The sequence below is a fragment of the Paraburkholderia sp. J76 genome, from assembly GCF_905220295.1.
Classification (GTDB): domain Bacteria; phylum Pseudomonadota; class Gammaproteobacteria; order Burkholderiales; family Burkholderiaceae; genus Paraburkholderia.
The window spans coordinates 132,273-155,639 of record NZ_CAJMZJ010000012.1; the positions used below are offsets into that span (position 1 = coordinate 132,273).

The 23,367-nt window shown below is 63.3% G+C and carries 21 protein-coding genes and 1 pseudogene; 10 read left to right on the plus strand and 12 right to left on the minus strand.

Going from position 1 to position 23,367, the window contains the following annotated elements; genetic code table 11:
* Positions 1–11: 11 nt before the first annotated feature.
* The gene (locus tag U5768_RS22495) at positions 12–929 is read right to left on the minus strand and encodes an AraC family transcriptional regulator (RefSeq protein ID WP_322032595.1); all 918 of its coding nucleotides are present in this window, start codon (positions 927–929) and stop codon (positions 12–14) included.
* A gap of 129 nt (positions 930–1,058) precedes the next feature.
* Between U5768_RS22495 and U5768_RS22500 the strand changes: the two genes are divergently transcribed.
* The 3 genes from U5768_RS22500 (at position 1,059) to U5768_RS22510 (ending at position 4,241) form a co-directional block, all read left to right on the plus strand.
* Positions 1,059–1,844, plus strand: coding sequence for a class II aldolase/adducin family protein (locus U5768_RS22500; protein WP_322032596.1), 786 nt, complete (start codon positions 1,059–1,061; stop codon positions 1,842–1,844).
* Positions 1,845–1,896: 52 nt separating this feature from the next.
* Positions 1,897–3,093: a DNA polymerase IV gene (gene dinB, locus U5768_RS22505; RefSeq protein ID WP_322032695.1), complete on the plus strand. Its 1,197-nt coding sequence runs from the start codon at positions 1,897–1,899 to the stop codon at positions 3,091–3,093.
* Between the two features lie 191 nt (positions 3,094–3,284).
* Complete coding sequence (locus U5768_RS22510; RefSeq protein ID WP_322032597.1) at positions 3,285–4,241, plus strand: AraC family transcriptional regulator; 957 nt, start codon at positions 3,285–3,287, stop codon at positions 4,239–4,241.
* A 17-nt stretch (positions 4,242–4,258) separates the two neighbouring features.
* On the opposite strand, the gene U5768_RS22515 is transcribed toward U5768_RS22510, so the two are convergent.
* The 4 genes from U5768_RS22515 to U5768_RS22530 form a co-directional block, all read right to left on the minus strand.
* Complete coding sequence (locus tag U5768_RS22515; RefSeq protein WP_322032598.1) at positions 4,259–5,500, minus strand: MFS transporter; 1,242 nt, start codon at positions 5,498–5,500, stop codon at positions 4,259–4,261.
* A gap of 150 nt (positions 5,501–5,650) precedes the next feature.
* Complete coding sequence (gene scpB / locus U5768_RS22520) at positions 5,651–6,454, minus strand: methylmalonyl-CoA decarboxylase (protein ID WP_322032696.1); 804 nt, start codon at positions 6,452–6,454, stop codon at positions 5,651–5,653.
* Between the two features lie 4 nt (positions 6,455–6,458).
* Positions 6,459–7,712 (minus strand): CoA transferase, encoded by a 1,254-nt coding sequence (locus U5768_RS22525; RefSeq protein WP_322032599.1) that lies wholly within the window; start codon positions 7,710–7,712, stop codon positions 6,459–6,461.
* Positions 7,713–7,751: 39 nt separating this feature from the next.
* A complete protein-coding gene (locus U5768_RS22530; RefSeq protein WP_322032600.1) occupies positions 7,752–9,071 on the minus strand; it encodes an MFS transporter in 1,320 nt (439 codons plus the stop codon).
* A gap of 153 nt (positions 9,072–9,224) precedes the next feature.
* Here U5768_RS22530 and U5768_RS22535 point away from each other — a divergent pair, with 153 nt between their 5' ends.
* The 3 genes and pseudogenes from U5768_RS22535 (at position 9,225) to U5768_RS22545 (ending at position 10,885) form a co-directional block, all read left to right on the plus strand.
* On the plus strand, positions 9,225–10,166 hold the full coding sequence (locus U5768_RS22535; protein WP_322032601.1) for a LysR substrate-binding domain-containing protein: 942 nt from the start codon (positions 9,225–9,227) through the stop codon (positions 10,164–10,166).
* A gap of 11 nt (positions 10,167–10,177) precedes the next feature.
* Positions 10,178–10,461 (plus strand): annotated as a pseudogene (locus U5768_RS22540) (proline racemase family protein); the annotation flags it as partial.
* 70 nt (positions 10,462–10,531) lie between these two features.
* The gene (locus U5768_RS22545; protein ID WP_322032602.1) at positions 10,532–10,885 is read left to right on the plus strand and encodes an H-NS family nucleoid-associated regulatory protein; all 354 of its coding nucleotides are present in this window, start codon (positions 10,532–10,534) and stop codon (positions 10,883–10,885) included.
* Between the two features lie 6 nt (positions 10,886–10,891).
* Here U5768_RS22545 and U5768_RS22550 read toward each other — a convergent pair whose 3' ends face one another.
* Both U5768_RS22550 and U5768_RS22555 read right to left on the minus strand, forming a co-directional pair.
* A complete protein-coding gene (locus U5768_RS22550) occupies positions 10,892–11,572 on the minus strand; it encodes an NUDIX hydrolase (protein ID WP_322032603.1) in 681 nt (226 codons plus the stop codon).
* 1 nt (position 11,573) lies between these two features.
* Positions 11,574–12,752 (minus strand): MFS transporter, encoded by a 1,179-nt coding sequence (locus tag U5768_RS22555; RefSeq protein ID WP_322032604.1) that lies wholly within the window; start codon positions 12,750–12,752, stop codon positions 11,574–11,576.
* A 104-nt stretch (positions 12,753–12,856) separates the two neighbouring features.
* Between U5768_RS22555 and U5768_RS22560 the strand changes: the two genes are divergently transcribed.
* Positions 12,857–13,762 carry a LysR substrate-binding domain-containing protein gene (locus tag U5768_RS22560; RefSeq protein WP_322032605.1) on the plus strand — a complete coding sequence of 302 codons (906 nt, stop codon included), beginning with the start codon at positions 12,857–12,859 and terminating at the stop codon, positions 13,760–13,762.
* 12 nt (positions 13,763–13,774) lie between these two features.
* Here the strand turns inward: U5768_RS22560 and U5768_RS22565 are convergent, their stop codons facing one another.
* The 4 genes from U5768_RS22565 to U5768_RS22580 all read right to left on the minus strand — a co-directional run bounded on the left by U5768_RS22565 (position 13,775) and on the right by U5768_RS22580 (position 19,053).
* Positions 13,775–14,995 carry a PLP-dependent aminotransferase family protein gene (locus tag U5768_RS22565; RefSeq protein ID WP_322032606.1) on the minus strand — a complete coding sequence of 407 codons (1,221 nt, stop codon included), beginning with the start codon at positions 14,993–14,995 and terminating at the stop codon, positions 13,775–13,777.
* A 23-nt stretch (positions 14,996–15,018) separates the two neighbouring features.
* Positions 15,019–16,191: an FAD-binding oxidoreductase gene (locus U5768_RS22570; RefSeq protein ID WP_322032607.1), complete on the minus strand. Its 1,173-nt coding sequence runs from the start codon at positions 16,189–16,191 to the stop codon at positions 15,019–15,021.
* Between the two features lie 106 nt (positions 16,192–16,297).
* Positions 16,298–17,797: an aldehyde dehydrogenase family protein gene (locus U5768_RS22575; RefSeq protein ID WP_322032608.1), complete on the minus strand. Its 1,500-nt coding sequence runs from the start codon at positions 17,795–17,797 to the stop codon at positions 16,298–16,300.
* A 104-nt stretch (positions 17,798–17,901) separates the two neighbouring features.
* The gene (locus tag U5768_RS22580) at positions 17,902–19,053 is read right to left on the minus strand and encodes a branched-chain amino acid ABC transporter substrate-binding protein (RefSeq protein WP_322032609.1); all 1,152 of its coding nucleotides are present in this window, start codon (positions 19,051–19,053) and stop codon (positions 17,902–17,904) included.
* Positions 19,054–19,285: 232 nt separating this feature from the next.
* On the opposite strand from U5768_RS22580, the gene U5768_RS22585 reads away from it, so the two are divergent.
* Positions 19,286–19,909, plus strand: coding sequence for an XRE family transcriptional regulator (locus U5768_RS22585; RefSeq protein WP_322032610.1), 624 nt, complete (start codon positions 19,286–19,288; stop codon positions 19,907–19,909).
* Between the two features lie 10 nt (positions 19,910–19,919).
* Here the strand turns inward: U5768_RS22585 and U5768_RS22590 are convergent, their stop codons facing one another.
* The gene (locus tag U5768_RS22590) at positions 19,920–20,945 is read right to left on the minus strand and encodes a DUF1338 domain-containing protein (protein ID WP_322032611.1); all 1,026 of its coding nucleotides are present in this window, start codon (positions 20,943–20,945) and stop codon (positions 19,920–19,922) included.
* A gap of 132 nt (positions 20,946–21,077) precedes the next feature.
* On the opposite strand from U5768_RS22590, the gene U5768_RS22595 reads away from it, so the two are divergent.
* Both U5768_RS22595 and U5768_RS22600 read left to right on the plus strand, forming a co-directional pair.
* Entirely contained in the window at positions 21,078–21,989 is a 912-nt protein-coding gene (locus U5768_RS22595; protein WP_322032612.1) for a LysR family transcriptional regulator, read from the plus strand.
* A 103-nt stretch (positions 21,990–22,092) separates the two neighbouring features.
* Entirely contained in the window at positions 22,093–23,334 is a 1,242-nt protein-coding gene (locus tag U5768_RS22600) for an FAD-binding oxidoreductase (RefSeq protein WP_322032613.1), read from the plus strand.
* The last annotated feature ends 33 nt before the right edge of the window (positions 23,335–23,367 follow it).

Sequence of the window (23,367 nt, forward strand, 5' to 3'; positions counted from 1 at the left end):
GATTTATCCGGTCAACGAATCGAATCGGCCGACGCCGAACGATACTGGCCGGGCGTCACGCCCATGACCGCCTTGAATACGCGGGTCAGATGCGCCTGGTCGGCGAAGCCCGCTGCCCCGGCAATATCGGCGAGCGCTTCGCCGTTGCGGAGCATGCGGTGACAAGCCCGGATTCGCGCCTGCATCTGCCAGGCGTGCGGCGACATACCGACTTCCTTCTGAAAGGCGCGCAGCAAGCGAAACCGGGGAAGCCCCGCGATGGCGGCGAGCGTGTCGAGGGAAACCTTGTCCGAGAGATTCTGGTCGAGAAAATCGCGCGCGCGACGTACGGCGTCGGGCTCATGCGACGCGCGCGGCAACGTCAATGCCTGGTCGGCATGGCCGGTCAGCAATCGCGCAATCAGGGCGACGAGGCGTGCTTGACGGCGCAGCGTCGAACCAGAGGACTCCGATAGGACATGGAGTTCGTGCAGGGACCTGGCCGCGGATGGATCTTCGAAGGTCGGACTTCGAAAGCCAATCGCGGAGGTTCGACCAAAGGCTTTAAGTTCATCTGCAGTACTTAAAACTATCGCCTGATTCAGATGAATCGTGCGGCACGTCCAGCCTTGCCGCGAGGCGGGCGCGCCGCTGTGCGCCTCCTCCGCGTTGACCAGCACGAACGAGCCGGCTTTGGCGATGCCCCGGCGCGTAGGCGTGCGCAGTTCGATCGCGCCGCTCAGCACCAGTCCGAGGCTGATTTCCTCGTGCGAATGCCAGGGATAAGCGTGCCGCGCATAAACGCCCTTTAGCATTTCGGCGTCGTGCGCTTCGGCCATTCGCCAGATTTTTACGCTATTCGCGTCGTTTGCTTTGGACATGGTTCCAGCCCGGGCGCCAGGGCGCTGTTGAACACCTCGACAACACCCGGCGATGCCCGTTTGTTCCATCCTCTTTGTTCCATCCTCTTTGTTCCATCCTCTTTGTTCCCGCCTTGCAAGATTCTTCAAGACGCCCACGCGCAACGGGACTACCGTTGCGTTCGCGGGCTTCTCCGCGCCCTCTCTCACGGAACAACCATGGACTCCGAAACACTGCACCGCATCCTCGCGCGCCGAAAAGCGCAGCGTCATTCGATCTGCGAAGCCGAGTGGGCCGCGCGCGTCGAACTGGCCGCCTGCTACCGGCTCGTGGCGCACTACCGCATGACCGACATGATTTACAACCACATTTCGTTGCGCGTGCCCGGAACGGACGACCAGTTCCTGATCAATCCGTTCGGCTTGCTCTACGAGGAAGTCACGGCGTCCAGCCTCGTGAAGGTCGACCAGAACGGCCAGCTAATCGACGACGACGGGCTCGATGTCAACCCGGCCGGCTTCGTCATCCATTCCGCCATTCATATGTCGCGCCACGACGTTGCATGCGTGATGCACACGCATACGCGCGCGGGCGTGGCGATCGCCGCGACGAAACACGGCCTCCTGCCGGTCTCGCAGCATGCGATGCGTTTTTTCAACCGTATTGCGTACCACGACTACGAAGGCATCGCGCTCGACGTGGACGAGCGCAGCCGCCTCGTCGCCGATCTCGGCAGCCTCCCCACGTTGGTGCTTCGCAACCACGGCCTGCTCACGACCGGCGCAAGCGTGCATGCGGCGTTCGAAAACATGTATTACCTCGAAATGGCGTGCCAGATCCAGACTTCGCTTGCCGGCGGCGCGGAGGACTGGATACTGCCGCCGCCCGCCGTTTGCGAACGCACCGCGCAACAATTCGAGCGCTCGCTCGACTTCCTGGAGCAGCGCGACTGGCACGCGTTGCTCAGGCTCGTGGAGAGGCTCGATCCGGGGTATCGCGAATAACGTCGATTCGGCGCGGCGCGGGACCTTGCGCGATCGCGTGGCCGTCAGTAAGATGCTGTATGGATATACAGCATTCATAACCGTCGACGTGAATAACCCACCGGTACGTCGCATCGCGCATGTCGACATGGATGCGTTCTACGCATCCGTAGAACTGCTCCGCTATCCTGAGTTGCGCGGCAAGGCCGTTGTCATCGGAGGCGGCAGCAACGCCGCACCGGAGCTTCAAGCCGACGGCACGCGCCGTTTCGCGAAACTGCGTGACTATGCGGGAAGAGGCGTCGTGACGACCTCGACTTACGAGGCGCGAGCGTTCGGCGTATTTTCCGCCATGGGCATGATGAAGGCCGCGCAACTCGCGCCGGATGCCATTCTTTTACCCACCGACTTCGAATCGTATCGGCGTTATTCGCGCCTGTTCAAGGACGCCGTGCGGACATTCACCGACCGCATCGAGGACCGGGGAATCGACGAAATCTACGTCGATCTCACGCACGTGGAAGGCGAATCGCGAGCGCTCGGCCTCGGCATCAAGAACGCGGTTCGAGAAGCCACGGGCCTCACGTGCTCCATTGCAATCGCGCCAAACAAACTGCTTGCCAAGATCGGCTCCGAACTGGACAAACCCGATGGGCTCACGATTCTCTCATTGCCGGACCTCGAGTCGCGTATCTGGCCGCTAGCCGCAAAAAAAATCAATGGCATCGGGCCGCGCGCGAACGAACGTCTGGCCGCCCTCGGCATTTTGACGGTGGGCGATCTGGCGCGCGCCGACCTCGGGCTGTTGCAGGAAAACTTCGGGCGTACCTACGCCGCATGGCTGGCGCGAATCGCGCACGGCGTGGATGACCGTGAAGTCGTCGTGTCGTCGGAGCCGAAGTCAATGAGCCGCGAAACGACTTTCGAGCGGGACATGCACGTTGGGCGGGACCGCGCGATCCTGACGCCCGCGCTCACTCGCCTTTGCGAGCGCGTTACCGAAGACTTGCAGCGCAAGGGATATCGCGGCCGAACGGTGGGCCTGAAAATCAAGTTCGCCGACTTCAAGATCGTCACTCGCGACCTCTCGCTGCCGGAACCGGTGGCGGACACCGCGTCAATCCGGCGAGCCGTCGGCGAATGCCTGAAGCGGGTGTCGCTGGACCGGCGCATCCGTCTGATAGGCGTACGCATCGGCTCTCTTGAGCGCGCCACGGGCACGCCGTCTGCCCCGCTGCCATTGCAGGGCGAATTGCCTTTCGACCGCTGATGCGTGTCGATCCGAAACAGGTCTTTTCGAAAAATTCACGACGCGCAGATTTTCGGTTAGATTCTCAAAGCGTCTATTCCAGAAGACTTGCAGGCCCATTTCGGTAAAGACTTCTTCGCATGAATCCCCGCGTACCCACGGTCGGCGCCTTTCGCCCGCTCGAACAAGGCATGACCCATAGTCATTTCAGCGTGCAAGGCGAACCGCCGCAACGTCGTTTGCTCGCGTGGCGGGATCGGGTGGGTCATATTATCGATGTGCTGCCGTCGCTATCCGACCTGGAGAAACCGTTTCAGGCTTCGATCGACCGCTATCAGATAGGCGACCTTGTTTTCACGGATTGCCGCTCCGACCTGCTCTTACTCGAGCGCTCGCAGGCGCGGATTTCAACGGACCGGGTGCGCGATTTCGTTTTTCATGTGTTTCTGGCGGGCGCGGTCGAGAATGTCGCCGCGCGCGGCTCGCAGCGCAAAAGCGCGCCCTCGTCCGCGAGCATTCTTGCGCTCGATATGAACCAGCCCGTTCGCATGCAACGCCTGCCATGCAGGGTGATCACGTTTTTCGTGCCGGCTGCGCTGGTGCAGGAAGTCTTTCCCGATCCCGAGGCCATACACGGCCGTATGCTTCATGCATCGATGCCTCTTGTGCCGCTGATCATCGAACACGTTGCGGCGCTCAGCGCGAAAATCGCCAGCATGGGTGCAGCGGAAGCCGCCCGCGCCATACGCGCGGCAGCCGAGCTACTCATTGCCGCGTTCGGACGGCAAGCGGGCCTGAGCGGCGACACGCGCGCGGCCGCCCGGGCAGCGGTATTCGCTCAGGTCCGGCGCTATATTCACGCGCACCTGACTGAAAGCGATCTCTCGCCCGAAAGCGTACTCGGCGCGCTCGAATTTCCTCGCCCCACCGTGTACCGCCTGTTTCAGCACGAAGGCGGTCTAGGCGCGTATATCCGAAACCTGAGGCTACGCCGCGCGGCCGATGAACTGATCCGGTATCCGCACGTCACGGTGATCGAAATTGCCTACGGGCTCGGCTTTAAAAGCGCCTCCGATTTCACGCGCGCGTTCCGGCGGGCCTACGACATGGCGCCCCAGGATTTTCGGGCTCTGGCCAGCAAGAGGATTCAGTCGCGGCAACGGGTATGAATCCCTGCGCGGCGCGTTCAGGTTTCGACGCGCCGCTCCCTGAACAGCATCAACGCGCAAAAGCTCACGCCACATGCCGGCGCGACATACCAGGCTGCCGACATGGGATCGCCGGTCCATTTGATCAAACCGGTCACGATGAACTGCGCGGTGCTGCCGAACAAGGCCACGCTCAATGCATGCGAAACGGCCATGCCGCTCGCCCGCACCCGCGCGGGCAGCGCTTCGAGCACAAGCAGCGCGACGGCTACGGCGCTGAACGCCATCGTGATGCTGAAGAGCGCGACGCCAAACAGGATCGGCGCCATGCTCCTGGCGTGGGCCAGCATGAGAAAGACGGGATAGACCAGAAGCGCCGAACACCCCGATGCCACGAGGGCCAACGGCTTGCGGCGGCGCAGACGGTCCATGAGACGGCCAGCCAGTGGCGGAACGACGACCAGCAGGAGCGCGGACACCGCGGAAGCGATGAAGCCGGTCATGGCGGGCATGTGCATCACGCGAGCCGCATAGCTCGGCATGAAGTAGACGATCGCGTAGACCGGTATGGTTTGCCCCATCGTCATCAGCGTCGCCAGCAGGATCGTCGCTCCGTGTTCGCGATAGAGTTCGGCTAGCGGCGTGCGGGCATGCCGGGCCGTGTCGGTAGCAGCTGGGTCGTCGCGCAGCCGTAGGCGAACATACAGCCCGACTGGCGCGATCAAAAGACCGAACACGAACGGGATTCGCCAGCCCCACGCCGCAAGCGCCAGGGGTGACATCGTGCTGCTAGTTAGCATTCCCAGGGATGCGCCCAGCAACGCGGCCGCACCCTGGCTCGCGAGTTGCCAGCTAACCAGATAGCCGCGACGCGATACGGGCCCGGCCTCGAGCACGAACGCTGCCGCAACGCCGATGTCGCCGCCGACGGCGAAGCCCTGCAGCGAGCGACCGGCAATGATAATGAGCGGCGCGATCACGCCTATGCTGGCAAACGAAGGGCACAGGACGAGCGTGGCGGTTCCCAGCGCCATCATCCAGCTTGTCCTTGCCATCGCCGCGGGTCGTCCCACGCGGTCCGCATAAGCGCCAATGACCATCGCGCCAACCGGCCGCATGAAAAAGCCGACGCCGAACGTACCGACCGCCCACAGCAACGACGTCATCGGATCGCGCGCCGGAAAGAACCGGTCTCCGATGATCACCGCGAAAAAACCGAATACGGTGAAATCGAACATTTCGAGGCCGGTCACAAGCGACGCGGCGACGACGGTTCTCAAAAGTTCACGGGGATGTTTCCGGTTGCCGGCGGGCGGCTCGCACGTCGCGAAGTGAGGCGTGGACATTCTTTTTATAGGGTGGTCGGTATTGGCGCACGAGTGTCGCGCTGAAACGTGTTGCACGATACCACGCGTGCGCCCTCGCCGGCGCTATCGACCGCGAAACTCCGGCGCGCGTCGCTGCGCGAACGCCTCCAACCCTTCGCGCATGTCGTCGCCCGTGCATGCCGCCCTGCGAAGCTCCGCGATTCTCTCCATCGCATCGACGGGCACCGGCACGATGTCCTCGAGAATGCGCAATTGCTCCTTGACCGCCGATATCGCCAACGGCGCTTTGGTGGCAATCCCTCTCGCCATCTCCATAGCCGCCGCTTCGACGTCCGCTGGCTGAACGAGGCGATTGAGCACGCCGTGGCGCTCGGCTTCCTCGGCCTCGAGCGGTCGCGCGCAGAAAAACATTTCCTTCAGGATATGGATGGGCAGGTTGTTGATGAACCGGAGCAAGCCGCTCGTGCTGTAGGGAAGACCGATGTTCGCGGGCGTCATGGCGAAGCGCACCGTCGTGTCGGCCACAACAAGGTCGCAACTCATCACGAGATCGACCGCCCCGCCCCACACGGAACCCGACACCATTGCGATTACCACGCCAGGATACGCGCGCACCTGCCTGAGCACGCGCTCCAGCGGCTTGCCCCACGCAATCGGGTCATGGTCGGATTCGAGTTCGCCGAGATCGTGCCCTGCGCTCCACACCTTCTCGCCCACGCCGCTCGTGAGGATCACCACCGGCACGCCCTTCGATGCAAGCACCGTCAGTTGGTGCTCCAAGGCGCCCAGCAATTCCGCATTCAACGCATGGTGTCTGGAGGCGTTGCGAAAGACCACTTTTGCAATGCGCTCTTCAATGATTTCAGCGCTGACTTTCACACATTCTTCGGGTGCAATCGCACTCATTTCGTTACTCCACCTGTTGCGCCAGACCGCGCTCGGCCCCCGGCACGCGGGGAATTTGATAAAGCACTCCCGCGCAGAGTAGCGCATGGAGTTCCGCTTCGCTAAAGCCGGTCTCGCGCAAGACTTCGACTGAGTGCTCGCCCAATGCAGGGGGCGCATGGCGGGTCGCTTCGCGAGCGGCGGGTTCTCCCTCCTTCGACGCATTGAACACGGGAGTCGGGACCTGGCGCACCTGACCCAGGATGCGATGATGCACCTCCTCGACGAGACCGCAATGCTGAACCTGCGGATCGGCAAACACTTCATCGAGCGTGTTGATGGGGCCGGCCGGCAATCCCGCATCGACGAATAACGCCGTCCATTCGCGTTTGCTTCGGGTCTTCAGCCGGCTTTCGATGATTTCCTTCAACTCGCCGCGATTGGCCACGCGGGATTCGTTGGTCGCGAAGCGCGGGTCGCCCGGCAGTTGCGGAAGGTCGAGAAGTTGGCACAGCCTGCGCCACATCTCCGTCGTGATCGGCGCGATATTGAGCGGGCCGTCCGCGGTTTCGAACACGCCGTACGGCGCAATGACCGAATGCGCATTACCCGTACGCGCGGGCACGTTGCCGAGGCTCAGATAGCGTTGGGCATGCACGCTCAGCAGGCCGACCAGGCTCGCGAGCAACGACGTGCTCACATGCTGGCCCTGGCCTGTGCGCTCGCGCTCGAAGAGCGCGGAAATCACCGCAATGGTCAGCCAGAGGCCGGAACTCAGGTCTCCGATGGCCGTACCCGTGCGGGTGGGCTCGCCTTCCGGGAACCCTGTGAGACTCATGAGGCCCGAGTAGCCCTGGGCGATCTGGTCGAAGCCCGGCCAGTCCTTGAGCGGGCCCGAGTCGCCAAATCCGCTGATGCTCGCCATCACGAGGCCCGGATTGCTCGCACGCAATACATCGTAGCCCAAGCCCATTTTTTCCATGGTCCCGGGCTTGAAGTTTTCGAGCACGACGTCGGCGCCTTCGATAAGCCGTTTGACTGCGTCCAGTCCACGCGAATCGCGCATATCGATACATAGCGCGCGCTTGTTTCGATTACATGATAAGTAGTACGTACTAACGCCGCGGTCGAACGGTCCCCACGCGCGGCTCATGTCGCCGTCCGGACCGCTTTCGACCTTGATGACGTCGGCGCCGAGGTCTGCGAGCACCATCGCGCAAAACGGTCCCGAGAGTGCGCGCGTCAAATCGATGACCCTGATTTTCTCCAACGCTTTCATTCGATGTCTCCAGTTGCAATTTTCGTGTTTCAGCCAAGGTTACTCCGGCAGGCGCGCGTGGCGTGTCTCGGTAGCAAAGGGCAAGATGAGAATTCCCAAACCAAAGGCTGCCGCGGTCCACGCGACCGGCGTACCCAGCGAGCCTTGCCAGTTGATCGCGGCGGCGAGGACGAAATTGACGCCTGCGCCAATGAAGCGGCCAACCGATGCATTGAATGCAAAGGCGGTCGCGCGTATGCGCGTCGGATACTGTTCCGGCAACCACAGCGAGAAAATCGCGAAGTTTCCGCCGAAGAATCCCAACAACGCGAGGGACGCCATGAATAGACGAAGTCCGTCGGGCAGATAGAACGCCCATCCGAACGCCAGTACGATGGAGCCCGCCATCCCGGCGAAATACAAACCGAGTGCGGTTCTACGCCCTAATTTCTCCGCGATATACGGCGCGACCAGACAGCCGATAATCGTGCCAACAGAAAGAATGGCCGCGCCCACCGATGCAAGATGAATCGCGTCGACTTTACTCAGTCCGGCACGCGTCGCGAGACTCACGACGGCGCTCGCTTCATAGACTGAGCCCGCCCACAACCCCACGATCGCCACGCCGACGAGCGCGGCGCTGCTGATGGTGCGGCGCCGGAATTCAGGGGCGAATATCAGCCGCAATGGCGAGGCAGCGTGTTGCGTGTTAGCAGCGCGGCGCGCAGCTTCACGGTCCCATTTTCCCGGCTCCTTCACTTTGAATACGGTGAAGATGGCGAGGAGCGCCGGCGCCAGGCCGCAAAGGAACATGGCGCGCCAGCCGTATTGCGCGCCGACCGTGTAATTGAGCCACGCGGCAATGAAGAAACCCAGGTAGTAGCCGGTTTGCAGGTAGCCCGCGCCCATCTTTCTGCGGTCCTCGGGCCAACTCTCCGCGATGTAGGTGCCCGCAAGCGCCCACTCGCCGCCAACGCCGATGCCCGCGACGAGACGGAACACCCCGAGTTCCCACACGTTGTGCGCGAAGGCCGCGGCGCCGGTGAAAATCGAGTAAATCAGAATACTGGCCGCCAGCGCTCGAACGCGCCCGTAACGGTCGGCGAGCGGGCCCCAGATGAACGACATGCCCCAGCCGATCAGGAACAACGCAAACAGGATCGAGCCGTACATCCCGAGATTGCCGGGCGTCGGTTCGATGCCGGAAAGGGGAAGCAATTCCGTGAGCGCGGGGATAAGTACCAGTGCGTAGATGACCGAGTCCACGCCATCGAGAACCCAGCCGAGGTACACCGCCCAGAAGCCGCCTATTTGCTCCCGCGAAAGCGGCGTCCGCCGCGACCTCGCTTCATCCGAAGCTGTCACAAGGGTTTTCTGCATGCTCGTCTCCATTTGTATTCGCCGTCCGGGCATGGAAGTTCGTCGTTCGGCGGCGGTTATGTGAGGCGAGTATAAGAAGTGACGCAATCGATGAAAAATATGATATTCCTCTCACGCAAGAAGAAAATCTTATGGCGAGACAGGAGACCTGGCATGGACCTGAAACAATTGCGGTACTTCGTGAAGGTCGTGGAATACGGCAATGTCACGCGCGCCAGCGAGGCGCTTCATGTTGCACAGCCCGCCGTCAGCCAGCAGATACGCAATCTGGAAACCGAACTCGGTACTCTGCTGCTCGAGCGAAGCACCCAGGGCGTCGCGCCAACGGCCTCCGGCAAAACACTGCATCGCCATGCGCTGGAACTCTTGCGGCAGGCCGACCGCACGAGCGAACTCTTGCGACAGGACGCCGAATCTCCCGAAGGCAAGGTTTCAGTCGGGCTTCCCTCGAGCACATCCAGGGTGCTCGCCATCCCGCTTGCGCAGGCTGTGCGAGCGCGTTATCCGGGCATCGTGATCGAACTCATCGAGGCGCCCACTGCCGATTTGCACAACCTGATTGCAGGCGGGCGTGTAGACCTGGCAATCGTCGCGGATGCTGTGGAAACCCATGGCGTTCAAGCCGAACACCTGTTGTCCGAGGCGTTGTATCTGATTGCATGGCCAGAGTTCGAGCTTCCCCGGCAGCCGATTGCGTTGAACGCACTCGCGACAATGCCGATGGTGCTGCCAAGCGCGCCGAACACCATTCGCAGCCGCGTTGAATGGGCGCTGCGCGAAAAAGGATTGGCGTGCAAAATACTTTTCGAGGCCAGTTCGACGGCATTGCTATTCGCCGCGGTCATGGCAAAGCTCGGCGTGATCGTTCTCCCGTGGACTGCCGCTCACGTGGAACTGGACGAGGGCAAACTGAAACTCGCACCGCTGAATCACAGCCTTTTCACGCGTGATCTTTCTCTTTGCTGGAAAGACACGCCGCTCGTGAGCAACGCCGTTCTCAAGGTCAAGGATACAATGCGCGATCTGGTGGCGGCATTGAGCGCGCGTCCTGAATGGGCGGCGGGTAATGTTCGGCGTGCGAAGCGCGCGCAATAAGCCTTCGTTCAGTGGGACGGCGAACACGCGGACAAAGTTCGACGCAAGCCAATTGCTGTATAGTTGCCAACCGGGAAGTGGACCGCTCGCCAGCGGGCGCGGCGAACCCGGCAAAGGCGACACGCTCATCAACGAAATCATTATCGGCACGGTTTTCAAAGGGCGTATGCCTGGCGAAACGACCGCCGGCGACTTCAAAGCGTTCGTTTATGGTTTTGCGACCTGGATCGTGGACAACAGTGACCCGTTGACTTACGGATTCCTCGTGCGGCAAGCCACTCCCCAAGGGCTGTGATATCCTGGCGGCACGCGACTTGCGCTATATTCTGCTCAAGAGTTGCATTCAGAGCGAAACATAACTGGAAATGGACGAACGAAAACGCGAAAGCATCGTGGCCTATCTGCGTCGCCGGATGGCCGAATTTGGAATCGAACCGGACGATATTGCCGCCTCCCTGGCCGCGGATGCCGAGCAACGGCGAGCCGCCCGCTACCGCGATGCGGCCGGCCACACGTGGGACGGCAAGGGCGACGCGCCCCGTTGGGTGGTGCAGGCAACCAGCGCGGGACAGTCGCTCGACCATTTTGCCATCGGCGAGACGACCCAAGCGGAGCCGGCCAAGGCCCCCGCCGTGGACTGGCGGCAGGACCCGTTTGCCGGCAGCCGCCTGGAAACCGTCAGAAGCGAAATCAGAAGCGGGCACACCGGCGCCGCCTGAAAACCTTTAATCGAACTCGACGCTAGCGCTATTGCGCAGTTCGTCCAGTCGTCGAATTTGTTCCGGCAGAATTCGATCCAGCGACAAGGCCGGAAGGTTATCGATATCAAAGAATTGAGCGGCGTTGGTTTCCACTCCTGATAATTCGCCCGCCCGGATTATTTCCCCAAGGAAAACCAGCTTCCAGATGTGAAACAGGGAAGGCGGATGACCGTGTTTGAGCATGTCCCACACGGCCAGCAGACGAACGACGTTCACCGTGTACCCGCTTTCTTCGCGAACCTCTTTTGCCGCGTTTTCAGCGGGCGAAACGCCTACGTCGGCCCAGCCGCCGGGCAGCGACCACAACCCGTCCACGGCTTCCCGCACGAGAAGGATTTCGCCGGCCTGATTAAAGACGGCGCATCGCACATCGAGTTTCGGATTGGCGTATCCCGTCTCCCGAGCAAAAAGCGCGGCAACTTCGCCGGCTTCCAGGGTTGCCATTTCCGCGAGTTGCCGATGCGCGATGTCCGCGATTTCCGCATACCGTTCCTTGTCGAATGCGCTCGTCGCGTAGTGCAAACCCGTTTGCGCAAGCGCCAATAGCCGACGAGCCTGCGCAAGACGGGTTTTGAGCGATTCCTGACCGGAAGGCATCATTGCGGTCATGGCGTGAGTTGCCATGCGATTGAAGCGGAACTTCATTTTACGTCACCGAAACCCCGCTAACGCGCGCGCCGCGCTCGGGCCGCCAGAACGCGAGCACGAGCGCCCCGACCAGCGCCTGCGCGGCCACGACGAACGCCACGCACCCCGCCCAGCCCCAGCGATGCCATGCGGGAATGGGCAACACGGAACCGAGGCTGCCGCCGAGGTAATAGCACGAGAGGTAGATGCCGATCGCCGTGGTTCGGGCCCCCGCCGCGGCATGGGAAATAAACGCGTTGGCGCAGGCCTGCTCGACGAAAACCGCCGTCGAACCGAGCGCGAGGCCAATGAGAATCGCGCCAATGCGGTCGGGCAGCGTCAGCAGGCTCCCCGCAACGGCGAGACCCACCGCCGCGAGTGCGAGGTCGCGCGGGCCCCGGCGCCGCGCCATACGGCCCGAAAGCGGTGTAACGACCACGGCCACCAGGAACACGGCATAAATCGCGCCGACGCCCGCCGTCGAAAAGTCGAATGGAGCGCACGTGAGCCGCAGGCCGACGAACGTGAACGTCGCGACCTGAGAGGCGAGCACACATGCACCCACGGCGAACGCGGCGAGCACCGGGCCGCGCATCGCGAGTTTCCATTGCGCCTTCGCTGCGCCAGCGCCTTGCGCGCGCACGGTCCCCGCAGCGGGTAAGTTCGCATAAATCGCGAAACCCGCCGCCAGGCCGAGCATTGCCACGATGTCGAGCGCGTGGCGCCAGCCGAGCATCGACGTCAGCAGGTTCGTGACGAAGCGTCCCGCGAAACCGCCCAGCGTGGTGCCGGCCACGAAAATCGCGCTCACTTCGGTCGCGTCCTCGCGACGATAGCGTTCGCCGATATACGAAATCGACAGGGCGAAAATGAACGGCATTAGCAGGCCAACAGCGAAGCGGGCCGCGAGAAATGAAGCAAAACTCGTGGCGTGCGCGGACCAGACAACGGGGAGCGCCGATGCGAGCGCGGCGGCGACAATCACGTTGCGCCTGTCGAAGCGCGCCGCCAGGGCGCCGACGAACGGCGCGATAATGGCGACGGCCAGCGTCGTTGCGCTCACGCCCTGCCCGGCGCGTTCCGCGCTCACGCCGAACGCCGCGGCGAGTTCGCGCAAAATGCCTTGCGTGGCGTAGAGATTGATGAAGGCCGCGAAGCCGCACAGGAAGAACGCGGCTCGAATGGATTTGTCTTTCACGCTTGATGCCCTGTCTGGTCCAATCGACACAATCGACAGTCTGAAGACCGGCCAGCGCATGCGCCAATACCGATTTCGTCGCCATTGATACCGCCAGAACAAGAATGCTCGATTTGCGCCGCCTCCGCTATTTCGTCACCGTCGCCGAAGAACTGCACTTCGGGCGCGCCGCGGTGCGCCTGAACATCGCGCAGCCGCCGCTCACGCGCCACGTCGCGGCGCTGGAAACCGAACTCGGCATTCGCCTTTTCGAGCGTTCGACGCGCGCAGTCAAACTCACGCCCGAAGGCGCATTGTTCCTTGAGCGAGCGCGTAGCGTGCTGCACGCCGCCGGCGAAGCGCAGGCCACCGCTCGCAAGCTCGCACAGGGCATGACAGGCCGCATCGCGATCGGCTATACGAGTTCGATTCCGATGTCCGATGCGTTCGCGCAAATCGTGCGCAATGCGGGCCGCGCGCTGCCCGAGGTTGAACTGACGTTTCGCGAAGTCGCGAGCGCGAATCAGCATCGGCAGATCGTTGAGGGCGCACTCGATATCGGTTTTGGCTGGTCGGCGGCGAGCGCGCACGAAGACGGTGTGCGCTCGCTCGTGATCGCGCGCGAGCCGCTTGTCGCAGCCGTGCCGGGCGGCAGCGCGCATGCGCGCAAGAAGTCGCTCGACTTCGCCGAGCTTCGCGACGAGTCGTTTCTGGTTCTTCCGCCGGGATATGGGTCCGCGCTGACCGCGGCGCTCGATTCGTTGTGCGCGCAATCAGGTGTCGAGCCGCGCATCGGGCCCACCGCTTCGCAGACGGCGACGCTCATCTCGCTCGTCGCGGCCGAGCGCGGCGTCGCCATCGTGCCGGCCTTCACGATGGCGCTGCGACGCTCGGGCGTGACCTACGTGCCGTTGAGCGGCGCGCCGGTACTCGACCAGACGGTCTCGTGGATCGAACCGTTCACATCGACATGCGTGCAGCGATTCGTCGAGCTGGCGCAACCGGTTGCGCGGCGCTCGAATCGCTCATAAGCCGCAGGCTTTTCAAACCGATGCAGACGCCGCGCTCGCCGTTCGCGTGGCCTGCGCGGCCCGCTTCAAACGCGCCACGCCTTCACGAATCTCATCTACGTTCGGCGCGGCAAACGAAAGGCGCAGCGACGCGGCGTCGGGCTCGTCAGCGAAAAACGCCTTGCCGGGCACGAAAATCACCTTGTTCGCGATTGCATTCGGCAAGAGCGCATCGATCGCCGCGCCGGGAATGCGCGCCCACACGAACATGCCGCCTTCGGGTTGATGAAACGCGATTTCCTCGCCGAACTGCGCGCGCAAGCCATCGCAAAGCGCCTCGCATTTGCGCCGATACGCCTGCGCGATGTGCGGAAGATGCCGCTCGAGCGAGCCCGCTTCCAGATAATGTGCGGCAATCGCCTGCGTCCACGGCGTACTGCACAGATCGACGGTCTGCTTGGCGATCATGCAGCGGCGCGCGATTTCGGCGGGTGCGATGGTCCAGCCGACGCGCAAGCCAGGCGCGACGATTTTCGAAAGACTCGAGAAGTGCACGATCCAATCGCGCGCGCCCTGCACTTCGCTTGCCAGCGCCAGCATCGTCGGCACCGCATTACCCGCGAAACGCAGATCGCCGTACGGATCGTCCTCGATTATCACGAAACGGTACTGAACGGCGAGACGCAGGAGCGCAAGGCGCCGCTCGCGCGTGAGCGTGGCCCCGGTGGGATTGGCAAAGGTCGGCACCGTGTACAGGAGCCTCGGCCGCGCAATCGCGCCCGAGGCGAGCCGCGCCGCGAGTAAGTCCACGTCGAGGCCGTCGCCGTCTACGGGAACGGTCACGACATGCGCTTGCTGAAGCCTGAGCGCCTGCAGCGTGGCAGGATAGGCCGGCTGCTCGGTCAAGGCCGTATCGCCCGGGCTGAGCAGCACGCGCAACAGGAGATCGAGACCTTGCTGCGATCCGGTCGTGACGAGCATTTCCTCGGGCGCGCAAGTCGCGCCACGGCGTGCCATCAGCGCGAGCAGTTGCGTCTTCAACTCGGGCAAGCCGTCGGTCGGGCCATACTGAAGGCAGCGCGTGGGAGCCTGCCAGGCCAGGGCCGATGCCGCCTGGAGTCCAGCGGCGTCGAACAGGTCGCTGGCCGGATAACCGCCAGCGAACGAAATCATGCCTGGTTCTCCCAGGTATTTGAAAAGCTCGCGAATCGGCGAACCGGCTGGGTGCTGAAAAGGCGCGGTGAAGTCGTACATGGTTTGGAGAGCTAACTGAGCCGTCACACAACATTCTTTTCGACGATCGGCCGGTTTTCCAGCACGCGCGACCAGTCGAGCGAAGAAAGATCGAGCGTGGCGTACCTGCCATTGAGAATCAACTCGCTCACGCCCCGCCCCGTGGCCGGCCCCTGCTGCAAGCCGTGCCCGCTAAAACCATTGGCGAATATGCAATTGTCGACGGCTGGGTGGTAACCGATGATTGCGTTCTGGTCGAGCACGTTGTACTCGTAATAGCCCGACCAGCAGTTCTCCACGCGCAGCGCTTCGAACTCCGGCACGCGATGCGCGAGCGTGGGCCAGATCACGTCGTCGAAGATGGCGTGATCGACTTCGTCGAGCGGCAGATCGTCGGGGTCGTTCTCCGCGCCCGGCGACGTTCCGGTGATATACGTATTGCCCTCCGGGCGGAAATACACGCCCGACGGGTCGATCAGCAACGGGCAAGCGGCAAGCCGCGCGGGCGACGATACGTTGAAAATGCTGCGGCGGCGCGCATAAACGGGAATGTCGATGTCCATCATTTCCGCGAGCTTGCGCGCCCACGCGCCGGCGGCGTTCACGACCGTATCGCACGCATGGCGTTCGCCATCGCTCGCGATTACGTGCGTGATCTTGCGTCCGCTGCGCACGACGCCCGTTACCTCGGCCGCCACATAGCGCGCGCCGAGCGACTGCGCCTTCTTGCGCAGCGCCTGCACGAGGCCGTAGCCGTCGAACCAGCCTTCGCCGCTGCGCCCATAAGCGCCGCTTGCGAGATCCTCGACATTGAGCCAGGGAAACTTCGCGCGCAGCGCGTCGCTCGACATGAGTTCGATGTCCGCACCGAGGCTCGTTTGCAGCGCGTGATTCTCGCGCAGCGTGGCGTCGCCCGCGTCCGTCGCGAGGAAAAGATAGCCGCCCTCGTGCAGATCGATCGACGGACGGCTGCCGTTCACTTCGAGCCGCTCGCCAATGCCGCGCAGAAACTCGATGCCGAAGAGCGACATCTGGATCGACAACGGCGTGGAAAACTGCTGCCGGATCGACGCGGCAGAAAGCGCCGACGACGAGCGCGCATAACTCGGGTCCCGCTCGAACACGGTCACGGAAACCGTTGGATCGGCCGCGCGCAGAAAATAAGCAATAGAACTACCGATTACCCCGCCGCCAACGATAACGACTTGAGAACTCACGACTGGCTCCAGATTGCGGATAACTGCGGCGCGCAGCGATTGGATTTGCGCGAATCGATCCCTCGGCCGGGCGCGCGATGCGCCCGGTCGCGTACACCAAACGCGCTTATTCGACGTTGAAATCGATGCCCTGCGCGAGCGGCAGCGCCGACGAATAATTGACCGTGTTGGTCGCGCGGCGCATATAAGCCTTCCACGCGTCGGAGCCCGACTCGCGGCCGCCGCCCGTTTCCTTTTCGCCGCCGAACGCACCGCCGATCTCCGCGCCGCTCGGCCCGATGTTCACGTTCGCAATGCCGCAATCGCTGCCCGATGCCGACGTGAAGCGTTCGCTCTCGCGCAGGTCCGTCGTGAACACGCACGAAGAGAGGCCGTGATGAGCCGCGTTGTTCGCCTCGATGGCGTCGCCGAAATCGCTGTACTTGAGCACGTAAAGAATGGGCGCGAAGGTTTCCTTCAGGACAACTTCGGTTTGCGACGGCATCTCGACAATCGCCGGACGCACGTAGAAGCCCTTTTCGTTGCCCGCCACCGTGTGGCGCTCGCCGCCGAACACCTTGCCGCCCTCCTGCTTTGCCTGTTCGAGCGCCGCCTGCATGCGCGCGAACGACTGCTCGTCGATGAGCGGTCCCATCAGCGTGCCTTGCTCCAGCGGATTGCCGATCACGACCTTGCCGTACAGCGTCTTGAGCCGCTCGACCGCCTTGTCGTATACGCTCTCGTGCACGAAGAGGCGGCGCAGCGACGTGCAGCGCTGACCCGCCGTGCCCACCGCCGAGAACAGAATGCCGCGCAGCGCGAGTTCGAGATCGGCGGTTGCGGAAACGATGCCCGCGTTGTTGCCGCCCAGTTCGAGCAGCGAGCGGCCAAAGCGGCGCGCGACTTCCACGCCTACCGTGCGGCCCATTTCGGTGCTGCCCGTTGCGCTCACGATGTTCGAACGCGGGTCGGCCACGAGCTTCGCGCCCACGTCGCGGCCACCCACCACCAGAGCCGTGAGGCCTTCGGGCGCATCGCCGAATTCCTTCAGCACGTCCTGCATGATCTTGTTGACGGCAACCGCGGTGAGCGGCGTTTTTTCCGAAGGCTTCCAGACCACGGCGTTACCGCACACGAGCGCGAGCGCGGCGTTCCACGACCACACGGCAACCGGGAAGTTGAACGCGGAAATGACGGTGCACACGCCCATCGGGTGCCAGGTTTCCGCCATGCGGTGGCCGGGGCGCTCCGATGCAATGGTCAGACCGTAAAGCTGACGCGAGAGACCAACAGCGAAGTCGCAGATGTCGATCATTTCCTGCACTTCGCCCAGGCCTTCCTGGAAGATCTTGCCGGTTTCCAGCGAGACGAGGCTGCCGAGCGCGCGCTTCTGTTCGCGCAGCTTGTTGCCAAGCAGGCGCACGAGTTCGCCCCGGCGCGGCGCGGGCACGTTGCGCCAGGTCTTGAACGCCTCCTGCGCCTTCGCGAGCACGGCGTCGACGTCGGCCGCCGACTGGCTCGCGACGCGGCCGATCAGTTCACCGTTGATCGGCGAATGCACGGCGATGTCACCGGCTTCCGCGAGCTGGGAAATACCGAGATCCGAGAGGATGGAGGAGGCTTTCATAGGTAGAATCCCTTAAAAATTTCCGATACGAAACATTGATACTTTAGGAAACTATACACGCGCAATTTTTCGGCGACAACACGAAGCAGCAACGGGTGTCCAGGTTAGTCGGCCGTACGCGTCGTGACCGGCACCCAGGCGACGTTCTTGACCTGGTACAGCGTCGAACTCGGGCTCTTCAGGTCGCCCTGCGCATTGAATGCGATCTTGCCCGTGATGCCGTCGTAGTTCGTGGCCTTGAGCGCCGCGTTGAACTGCGCCGGCGTCGCGGAGCCCGCCTTCTCCATCGCCGAGATGGCGACCCACGCCGCGTCGTACGCGAACGGCGCGTAGGCGAGCATGTCGATCCCGTACTTCTGCTTGAACTTCGCCTCGAAACCGCGGCCCTTGGGCAGCGTGCCGAGCGGCTGGCCGTATTCCCACACCGAAGCGCCATCGGCGGAATCGCCGGCGAGCTTGATGAAGTTTGCGTCCATGACGCCGCCGCCCGCGAGGAATTGCGCTTTCAGACCAAGCTGGCGCATGCGCTTGACGATCATGGCCGCCTGCGCGTCGAGGCCGCCGAAGAACACGAGGTCGGGATTCGTGCGCTTGATGCTCGTGAGTTGCGCGCTGAAATCCACGGCCTTGTCGTTCGTGAACTCGCGCGCGACGATCGTGCCGCCGCCCGCCTTCACGGCCTTTTCGAACTCGTCGGCTTCGCCCTGGCCGAAGGCCGTGCGGTCGTCGATGATGGCGATGCGCTTCGCCCTCGTCACCGTTGCCGCGTAGTTGCCCGCGTTGCCGGCGTTTTGCGAGTCGGTGGCGATCACGCGGTAGATGGTCGGCGCGCCGCCCTGCGTGATCGCCGGATTGGTGGCGGCCGGCGTGATCATCGGAATGCCCGCCTTCGCGTAGATCTTCGAGGCCGGCAGCGTCGTGCCCGAATTGAAGTGGCCGATTACGACAGCCACGTTGTCGTCCACGAGTTGCTGCGCGACCTGCACGCCAATGCGCGGGTCGCTCTGGTCGTCCTGCGAGTCGATCACGAACTTGACCGGCTTGCCGCCGATGGTGGGATGCGCCGCGTTGGCTTCGTCCACGGCCAGACGCACGCCGTTCTCGATGTCCTTGCCGTACGCCGCGCCGCCGCCCGTGAGCGGGCTGGCCACGCCGATCTTCACGACCATTTCCTGCGCGCTGACCGCGCCGGCCACCAACATCAACGACGCTGCGATCGCGCAGCCACGACGAGAAGCGAGGAAACGAGCTGGCATACGATATTCCTTCGGTATCGGAAAGGGGACGTGCGAGGATTGTCGGCAGCGGTTTCGCGGGCATCAAACGAAATCTAATCACGACGTAATGCGCTTTTCTCATCAAGCCCGCCAGGACGCGGAATACGGCGAGGCGTGACGCAGCATCGGCAAATGCCAGACAACACGCGAATGTTATGATCGGAAACATAGAGTACGATACGAACAAATCAGCAAGCACCCGAGTTCCCGAATGGAAATCCCGTCCCTCAAGCCCGCCGAGCATGCTTCGGCGGAACTGGGCAAGCGCGTCAAGGCGGCCCGGCTGAAGCACGACTACACGCTCGAGGCCGCCAGCCGCGCATGCGGCGTGTCGCGCTCCACGCTCTCGAAGGTGGAAAACGGCGTCATGTCCCCGACGTTCGACGTGCTGCAGAAGATCGTTCACGGCCTGAAGATCGACCTTGGCGAACTGTTCGGCTCGGCGCCCAGGCCGCGCGCGAGCGGACGCCGCGCGCTCACCCGCAAGGGCGGCGGGCAGCAGCATTCGGCGGGCTGCTATCAGATGGAACTGCTGGCGACGGAACTCGCGCACAAGGCGATGTATCCGTTTCGCATTCGCGTAACGGCGCATTCGCTCGATGAGTTCACGGAATGGGGCCGCCACGAAGGCGAAGAATTTCTCTTCATATTGAGCGGCTCGGTTTGTCTGTACTCCGAACTTTATGCGCCCACGCATCTCGCCGCCGGCGACAGCCTCTATTTCGACAGCCGCACCGGGCATGCGGCCGTTTCCACGAGCGAGGAAGACGCCGAAGTCCTCTGGCTCATCAACGAACCGCACCCGGACACGCACGAAGGCGCGCCGGGCGTTTGATCCGCCATGCTTACGCGGCGTTCGCGGTCATTTTGAAAATGCCGGTGGCGTTGCCCGCATCGAAACGCAAATCGGTCTGCCAGCGCCGCGTGGCCTGATCGAACGTGCGCTTGCGCGTAATGAACTCATAGAACGATCCCGGCACCTCACGCGTCACGCGCCGGCCATCGGCCGCGCGGAATTCGCGCTTGACGGTATCGGCCCGATACGCGGTCTGAAATACGCGGCCCGAGCGCGAGGTCTCCACGCTGGGTTTCATCGGGCGTCCCTTGGCCTTTTCGTCGTCCGAAAGCTTGAACACGTCTTCCACGCGGTCGGTCGCGTGATTGAAGGCGTTGCCTTCCGTTGCGATCCATGCCATTTCCGCGGACTCTTCCAGCAACGTCTCGTAGTCCGAAATAGATGGCACATCGTGCTGCCGCGCGAACGCGCCGACGATCACGGGCAGCAGCTTGAGCGCCGCGTCGAGCGGCAGCGAACCGTCGCGTTCGAGTTCGGAAAGCTGCGCAATGGCCAGCGGCGTAAGCGGGTCTTTCGACGCGCCCACCACGTTCGTCACGGCTTGCTGGAACGCGGCCGAAAAGCGCTCCGGGTGCAGTTCGCTCACGAAGAACTGTGCGATTTCGTCGGGCGCGTCTTCGTGGGCATAAGCGCGTCCCGTCATGCCGAGCTTGTCGAGCGGATAGCGGCCGTTAAGCCGAAAACCGAGCGGGCGCAGAATGCGCGTGAACGCCGCTTCGCCGGGCGGCAGCGCGCCGTTTTGCGCCCAGCGCACCGTGCGCAGCGCGCCGTGGTCGAAGTACACCGCACCGCCCTGCGCCACTGCATCGTTCGTGTACGTGCGGCCGTTGGGCGAGCGCTCCAGCAGGTCTTCGAACAGCGCCATGTTCATCGCCTGGGCGAGTTCGGCGCGCGTGACGGTGCCGCTTTCCCAATCTTCTAGCATCGAAGGAAAGTTGAGCGTTGCAAAGAGGGTTTCGGTTTTCTCGCGGCCAAGCAGCGCGGACAACAGGCGTTCTACGTTCGAATTGCGCATCACCAATCTCACAGGAAACGGCCGCCTCAGCAGCAGTCGTTGGGCAAGTTATACGTGGAATGCATTATTCGAATGGTTGCGCCGTGCGTAAAGCGAGATTAAATTGTCACTTGATGAGTTTCTGGAATCAACATGCGCAAGTTCAAGATCCCGAACATCGGCGCGCTCACGGCCTTCGAAGCCGCCGCGCGGCACGAGAGCTTCACGCACGCCGCCAAAGAGCTGTTTCTCACCGAAAGCGCCGTGTCGCGCCAGATCGCCACGCTCGAATCGAATCTCGGCGTGCGCCTCTTCGTGCGCGCCAAGCAGCGGGTGGTGCTCACGCGCGCGGGCCGGCTCTATAGCACGCAGGTGCGCCGTGCGCTCGAAAATCTGGATCGCGACACGCTTTCGATCATCGCTCACGGCAGCGGCGGCGGCTATCTGGAACTCGCCGTGCTGCCGACTTTCGCCTCCGAATGGCTGATTCCGCGCCTCAAGGACTTCTACGACCGCACGCCGGACGTGCGCGTGAACATGGGCGTACGCACGGAGACGTTTTCGTTCGAGGAATCGCATTTCGAAGCCGCCATTCACTACGGCAAGCCCACCTGGCCCGGCACATCGTCCGATTTTCTGTTCGGCGAGGAAGTGGTGCCTGTTTGTTCGCCTTCGCTGCTGGCGCGGCCCATCAAGAAAGCGCATGAACTACTCGCCTATCCGCTGCTGCATTCCACCACGCGCCCCGACGCATGGACGCGCTGGTTCTCCGACCTCGGCGTGGAAGACAACGCCACCATGCACGGCGTACGCTACGAACTGCACACGATGCTGATCGCAGCCGCGGCGGCCGGGCTCGGCGTGGCGCTCGTGCCGAAGTTCTTCGTGGAAGGCCAGCTAGAGCGGTTCGGCGTCGTTGTTCCGTTCGAAGCGCCGGCCATTGCCGATGGCGGCTACTACTTCGTCTATCCCACCGAACTCAGCCACGGCAAGCCGCTGGAACGGTTTCGCGCGTGGCTGCTGGAGCAGGCTGGCGCCTACAACGCGTCCCAAGGCCACGCCTGATATGCGGCTCGATCACACGAGATACACGATCAGAAAAAAGTTTCCTATAGGAAATTGATGGGTTAGCATCGAAGCACAACCACTTCTTCGTCGCGAGACTGACATGGAAGACGTCGTCGTCATCGGTGCGGGCATCGTCGGGGCATGCGCCGCGCTCAACCTGGCGCAACGCGGCATGCGCGTGCGTGTCGTCGACAGCGCGCCGCCGGGCTCGGGCTGCTCGTTCGGCAACGCGGGGCTGATCGCTGTCGATCATGTCGCGCCGCTCGCAAGTCCCGAGACGATGGCGGGCCTCCCCCGCATGCTGCTGCGTCGCGACAGCCCGCTACGGCTGCACAAGCGCAGCCTGCCGCGCATGGCGCCGTGGGTGCTGGAATTCGCCGCTCAGGCGCAGCGCCCGCGTTTTCGGCGCAATACCCGCGCGCTCGCTAGCCTCGTGACCAACGCGGCGCAAGCGTGGCGTCGGCTTCTAAGTCAACAGATCGCCAACGATCTCTTTCGCGACGTCGGCTCGCTCTACGTGTTCGAGCAACCCGTTGCGCACGCAACGGAGCGCGCGCAACTCGATCTGCTCGACCTGCATGGCGTGCGCTATGAAACGCTCTCGGCCGGGCAGGTGCGGCGCGATTATCTGCCGTCGCTCACGCCTCATATCAGCCACGCGCGCTACTTTCCGGGCATGGCTTCGGTCACGAATCCGCAGCAGGTCGTCGTGCGCATTTTCGACGCCGCGCTCGCGGCGGGCGCGAGCTTCACATGCGCCGCCGTCGATGCGTTGCGCGCCCTGCCCGATGGACGTATCGGCGTCACGCTCAACGGCGAAACACAGCCGGCCGCGAAAGTGTTGATCGCGGCGGGTTCGCACAGCGGCGAACTCGCGCAGCAGCTTGGCGCAGGGATTCCGCTGACCAACGAGCGCGGCTATCACGTGCAACTCGCCGCGCCGTCGCAAGACACGCCGCGCGTGCCCGTGAGCTTCGTCGAACGCGGCTTCACCTGCAACCCGATGGCGCAAGGCATACGGCTTGCCGGCACCGTCGAGCTTGGCGCGCGCGGCGCGCCCGACTGGCGCCGCGCCGACTTGCTCGCCACGCAGTTCCAGACACTCTTTCCCGGCGAGCCAGCCCCGCAGGTCGCGAGCCGCTGGTACGGCGAGCGCCCCACGCTGCCCGACTATCTGCCGATGATCGGCGAGATTCCCGGCGCGCGGAATGCCTTCGTCGTGACGGGCCATCAGCATCTGGGCCTCACGCTCGGACCGCTCACCGGCGAACTCGTCGCACAATTGATGGCGCGCGACACGCCCGCTGTCGATCTCGCACCGTTTCGCATCGACCGCTTTTGAGGCCGGGGCCGCAACTCACGCGGTCCCGCCCAC

Excerpts from the sequence above, each read along its gene's own strand:
- U5768_RS22495 (WP_322032595.1), bottom strand. The coding sequence starts at position 929 with ATGGAACAAACGGGCATCGCCGGGTGTTGTCGAGGTGTTCAACAGCGC.
- U5768_RS22500 (WP_322032596.1), top strand. The coding sequence starts at position 1,059 with ATGGACTCCGAAACACTGCACCGCATCCTCGCGCGCCGAAAAGCGCAG.
- dinB (WP_322032695.1), top strand. The coding sequence starts at position 1,897 with ATGCTGTATGGATATACAGCATTCATAACCGTCGACGTGAATAACCCA.
- scpB (WP_322032696.1), bottom strand. The coding sequence starts at position 6,454 with ATGAGTGCGATTGCACCCGAAGAATGTGTGAAAGTCAGCGCTGAAATC.
- U5768_RS22525 (WP_322032599.1), bottom strand. The coding sequence starts at position 7,712 with ATGAAAGCGTTGGAGAAAATCAGGGTCATCGATTTGACGCGCGCACTC.
- U5768_RS22530 (WP_322032600.1), bottom strand. The coding sequence starts at position 9,071 with ATGCAGAAAACCCTTGTGACAGCTTCGGATGAAGCGAGGTCGCGGCGG.
- U5768_RS22535 (WP_322032601.1), top strand. The coding sequence starts at position 9,225 with ATGGACCTGAAACAATTGCGGTACTTCGTGAAGGTCGTGGAATACGGC.
- U5768_RS22545 (WP_322032602.1), top strand. The coding sequence starts at position 10,532 with ATGGACGAACGAAAACGCGAAAGCATCGTGGCCTATCTGCGTCGCCGG.
- U5768_RS22550 (WP_322032603.1), bottom strand. The coding sequence starts at position 11,572 with ATGAAGTTCCGCTTCAATCGCATGGCAACTCACGCCATGACCGCAATG.
- U5768_RS22560 (WP_322032605.1), top strand. The coding sequence starts at position 12,857 with ATGCTCGATTTGCGCCGCCTCCGCTATTTCGTCACCGTCGCCGAAGAA.
- U5768_RS22565 (WP_322032606.1), bottom strand. The coding sequence starts at position 14,995 with ATGTACGACTTCACCGCGCCTTTTCAGCACCCAGCCGGTTCGCCGATT.
- U5768_RS22575 (WP_322032608.1), bottom strand. The coding sequence starts at position 17,797 with ATGAAAGCCTCCTCCATCCTCTCGGATCTCGGTATTTCCCAGCTCGCG.
- U5768_RS22580 (WP_322032609.1), bottom strand. The coding sequence starts at position 19,053 with ATGCCAGCTCGTTTCCTCGCTTCTCGTCGTGGCTGCGCGATCGCAGCG.
- U5768_RS22585 (WP_322032610.1), top strand. The coding sequence starts at position 19,286 with ATGGAAATCCCGTCCCTCAAGCCCGCCGAGCATGCTTCGGCGGAACTG.
- U5768_RS22590 (WP_322032611.1), bottom strand. The coding sequence starts at position 20,945 with ATGCGCAATTCGAACGTAGAACGCCTGTTGTCCGCGCTGCTTGGCCGC.
- U5768_RS22595 (WP_322032612.1), top strand. The coding sequence starts at position 21,078 with ATGCGCAAGTTCAAGATCCCGAACATCGGCGCGCTCACGGCCTTCGAA.
- U5768_RS22600 (WP_322032613.1), top strand. The coding sequence starts at position 22,093 with ATGGAAGACGTCGTCGTCATCGGTGCGGGCATCGTCGGGGCATGCGCC.